The following is a 4,447-nucleotide window of genomic DNA, read 5'->3' on the forward strand; positions in this document are numbered from 1 at the left end:
AGCTTGGATATAAGCCGCCGTTTAGATTTATCCGAATGAGTAGTTGGAGAAATGCGCAAAGTCCTCTAGCCAGTTATGCGATGCCAAACCAATGGTTCAACGAACTGGGGTTGGTAAATCTTGAGCAAGTAGGAACAGGGTATGTGTTTAGCAATTATGCTGAATGGAAGTATGCATGAGCCGTATACGAGGTCCGTACGTACGGTTCTGTGAGAGGGATGAGGCGGTAACGCCTCACCCTACTCGATTTAGTGGTGAGCAGAGTTAATTCGTCAGTTCCAGGCGAATAAGCACTTCTTCGGTAATATCGATAATCTCGCCGTAACCGACAATAGCACTGATCTCTTTTTCTAAGTTTTTCGCTTGATGCAGGTTAATTTGCGCTAACTCTTCTAAATCGCCTTTTAGAAGCACAGTAAATGGGTCGAATACTGGTGCCCCACATAGGCGAAGAACAAAAATTTCGCCCATCAACTGCGCTCTCTGAATGAACTTAATGCGCTCTTTGGTATTGGCAAAATCCGTTAGCAGTTTAGTTTCAATCGATTGGATACGAGAGCCAAATTTCAACACGCAAATATACACCTCATTGAACTGAGCTTCAGCACCATCAATTCTTTTCATTGGCGTTGCCAATAGTGTGTTGGTGTGCCCTTTGAATATCGGCTCTAAAGATAACTGTTCTTTTCGCCCGAGTTTTTCCAGTAAAGCCAAATGGGGTGGCAGAGGGTAGTTCACGCCAATCACTTTAGGTTTCAAACTCGGACCGTTCTTTTCGACAAAAATAGGTGCGCTGACAATTTTACCCAACAAAATATTATGTAAACCTTCAAGAAGCCGTGGGCTAGGCAGAATTTCAGCTTTGGGTTTTAACTTGTCCTGATTGCTTTCAATGATGGCGTTGAAAAAAGCGATGGTTTTCATCGTTTGTGAATTTTCATCGATCATCAAATGTAACTGTTGCCCTTCAGGGCCGATACGGATCACTTGGTAAGGGACATTATTGAGAGGCAGGCTTTTGTCGTAAAGTTTTAGCTCAAGATAATCAATATTGAGCATATCGCCCGCTTTCAACGCTATAGGATTAGTGGCAATTAAATTTAGCCCACGTTTAGAAAGATCAGTCGTTGCGCCTGCAGAGAGTACATTACCATTTTGAACAATATTTACTGGTGTTTTTAAATTGTAGCGCGGTTCTTTACGGCGAGAGCGTGCATCGAAATAGATCCCCGTTGGAGCACCAATCACTTTGCGTGGATGGCGGAAAGGGTTTAGCTCGCTAGTGGCCATTTGCGGTTTATCAACCAACAAATAATCCTTGGCGGAGCTGAAATCGCTGATTTCCTGCAAAATGCCACAATGAGTCAATTTATTGGACTTGTTTGCCAGTTCACTCGAATGATTCGCCAGTTCTTCTCGTTCCATTGCCGAGAGTTCAAATACGGATAAACGAAACGCTTTCCAGCTCTCTTTTCGCGCGCCTATGTGCCAAAACAACTTGCGTTGTTCCGTGGTGGCTTCAGGCATCATCATTGAAAAGAAAAAGGTTTTATCCTGATGTTCATGTTTAAAAGCGTAAAGAACGTTGCTACTGCCGCTGACTCCCGGACGAGTGAGCATCTCCATGCGCGTTGACTTAAACAAACCGCCCAATGATTGTTGGTTGCGTTCATCATGCCAGTATTGCCAAAGCTGATGATTGTTCTCTGTTAGTAACGCTAATTTAAGCTCGCTACCACTGAAAAACAGGGGTAAGTTACAAGTATGTTTTAAATAGCTGTGCTCATAACCACGGGTTCGCGCGCGGATGATTTTATCTTGATTGTCGTGGCGACTTTTTTTACTGCTAGTCTTGAGCGATTCTTGAATCACTTTTTCGATGATGTCATTTTCTGACAATTTTAATGTACGCAGGTATTTTACCGCATCGTTGTCATGAGATTCATCGATACCCAGAATGCGATATTCAATCGGTTTGTTGAGACCTTCAAGCTGAGTACTCTGATTGAGCCCAGTAAATTGAACCAAAATGGTATCACCCAGTTTGTAGCTGAACGCCGAAGGAACTTTGAACCTTGCACCCGATGCAGATAAATCGACACTCAAACCATGAACCACTTGTTCATTACTTGGCAGATGAATTTTAACCTGTGTATTGAGTTTTAAACGGTTTTCTAAGCGTTTAAGATCGTAACCCAATTTAATCGGTTCAACTTCAAAAGAGCCTTCAATGGCCACTCTTTTGTTTTTGTCCAGAGTTCCCTGTTGTTTCATCACACGAAAGTTATTACGGGTGTTGGTTAAGTTCTCCCAAACCCCTTCGGTGTAACCGCCAAACTTTTTGATACTCTTGTGGTAGGTATTAAAGGCAACATCATCAAACCAGTGTTTCCGACCATCCAAATTATATTCTCTGCATTCGCCCTGAACTCGACCACGGAGATCGATGTTTTTGGTACATGGAGCCATAATTCGGTTCAACTCCATCTTCACGAGAAGTTTGGCAGACGGTGCTTGCCCTTCTGTGAATTTATTTAGGAGTTGCTCAAATTCGGCTGATTTATAAGCGGGAATGAGCCGTTCAGCGAGAGAGAGAATTTCAGATTGCTGCATAGTTTTCTGTTAGAGTAGTGTTCTCTTAATAAAATCGGCATGGATAATGTTTTCTTTAGCAATATGTTGCATTGATTCAACATATTATTAAAGTTTACACGTCACAACTTAGACTATTTGAGGAAGCATGGTAAAAGCAAAACGCGCCTATGTATGTAACGATTGCGGCGCAGATTTTCCCCGGTGGCAAGGTCAGTGTAACGCCTGTGGTGCATGGAATACCATATCTGAAGTGAGACTGGCCGCATCGCCACAAGTTGCGCGCAATGAACGTCTAAGTGGTTATGCGGGCAGTGCCACTGAATCTAGCGTGCAAATTTTATCGGAAATTAATCTGCAAGAGGTGCCTCGTTTTAGCAGTGGCTTTAAAGAGTTAGACCGGGTACTTGGCGGTGGTGTGGTTCCTGGAGCGGCCATTCTTATCGGTGGTAACCCGGGGGCGGGTAAGTCCACACTTCTGCTACAAACCATGTGTTTGCTGTCATCTCAAATGCCAACCTTATATGTGACGGGTGAAGAATCGCTGCAACAGGTCGCGATGCGCGCTTCTCGTCTCGGTCTGCCTAAAGATCATCTGAAAATGCTTTCCGAAACCAATGTGGATAAGATTTGTCAGGTAGCCGAAAAAGAGCAGCCAAGAATCATGGTGATTGACTCTATTCAGGTGATGCATGTGGCCGATGTGCAATCCTCACCGGGCACGGTTGCTCAGGTTCGAGAATCAGCAACGGCATTGACCCGTTATGCCAAACAAAACAATGTCGCGGTATTTATCGTTGGACACGTTACCAAAGATGGTACTTTGGCAGGGCCTAAAGTACTGGAGCACATTATCGACTGTTCAGTGCTACTCGATGGTGGATCAGATACCCGATTCCGTACTTTACGCAGCCACAAAAACCGCTTTGGTGCGGTCAATGAACTCGGCGTATTTGCTATGACCGGGCAAGGGTTGCGAGAAGTGAGTAACCCATCGGCGATATTCCTCTCTCGTGGTGAAGAAGATACCTCGGGAAGTTCCGTCATGGTGGTATGGGAAGGCACTCGCCCGCTACTGGTTGAAATACAAGCGCTGGTGGATTATTCGCAGTTGGCAAACCCAAGACGAGTCGCCGTAGGTCTGGAGCAAAACCGCCTGTCACTGTTATTAGCGGTGTTACATAAACACGGTGGGCTGCAAATGGCCGACCAAGATGTGTTTGTCAATGTGGTGGGTGGCGTAAAGGTAACCGAAACCAGTGCGGACTTAGCATTATTGATGGCGCTGCTCTCCAGCTTTCGTGATAAACCGCTGCCAAAAGATGTGGTGATCTTTGGTGAAGTCGGTTTAGCCGGCGAAATTCGCCCCGTGCCAAGTGGTCAGGAGCGGTTGAACGAAGCCTTTAAACACGGCTTTAAACGAGCGATTGTTCCGGCGGCGAATATGCCTAAAGGCGGCATTACCGGAATGCAGATCCATGGCGTGAAGAAACTATCAGAGGCGATTGAAGCATTTGATGAGATTTAATTTTTGTCCTGCTTGCACCTAATGTCGTCATTCCGTGCCTAATGTCGTCATTCCTGCCCCTAATGTCGTCATTCCTGCCCCTAATGTCGTCATTCCTGCGAAGGCACAATGCTGTTCGTTTAAGAGTTCTCTTTCTTTTTTCGTGAGCTCTTCAACGGGAATTTGATAGGTTTTATCTTGACCGCCCGTTCATAATTTGGGCGGTCTTGCTTTGGCATAATAAACTCCCGTAATGACTCGGTTAAATCTTTTAAACGCGCGGGGAGTGACTGAAGATTTTTAGTTCGACAGATGGCCGTGTAATCATAAAGAACGACTTTAAATCCA

Annotated in this window: 3 protein-coding genes and 1 pseudogene; 2 read left to right on the plus strand and 2 right to left on the minus strand. The window is 44.9% G+C overall.

What is annotated here, in order from left to right:
- A pseudogene (locus tag ACK5MF_RS06700) lies at positions 1–179 on the plus strand (group II intron reverse transcriptase/maturase); the annotation flags it as partial.
- Positions 180–264: 85 nt separating this feature from the next.
- Here ACK5MF_RS06700 and ACK5MF_RS06705 read toward each other — a convergent pair.
- A complete protein-coding gene (locus ACK5MF_RS06705; protein WP_416920572.1) occupies positions 265–2,613 on the minus strand; it encodes a PilZ domain-containing protein in 2,349 nt (782 codons plus the stop codon).
- 127 nt (positions 2,614–2,740) lie between these two features.
- Here ACK5MF_RS06705 and radA point away from each other — a divergent pair, with 127 nt between their 5' ends.
- Complete coding sequence (gene radA / locus ACK5MF_RS06710; protein ID WP_416920574.1) at positions 2,741–4,120, plus strand: DNA repair protein RadA; 1,380 nt, start codon at positions 2,741–2,743, stop codon at positions 4,118–4,120.
- A gap of 119 nt (positions 4,121–4,239) precedes the next feature.
- Here the strand turns inward: radA and ACK5MF_RS06715 are convergent.
- A partial coding sequence (locus tag ACK5MF_RS06715; RefSeq protein WP_416920576.1) for a hypothetical protein occupies positions 4,240–4,447 on the minus strand: 208 nt, incomplete at its 5' end.

It is taken from the genome of Vibrio sp., from assembly GCF_047973365.1.
GTDB lineage: Bacteria > Pseudomonadota > Gammaproteobacteria > Enterobacterales > Vibrionaceae > Vibrio.

Coding starts and splice junctions, on each gene's coding strand:
- ACK5MF_RS06705 (WP_416920572.1), bottom strand. CDS start 2,613: ATGCAGCAATCTGAAATTCTCTCTCTCGCTGAACGGCTCATTCCCGCT.
- radA (WP_416920574.1), top strand. CDS start 2,741: ATGGTAAAAGCAAAACGCGCCTATGTATGTAACGATTGCGGCGCAGAT.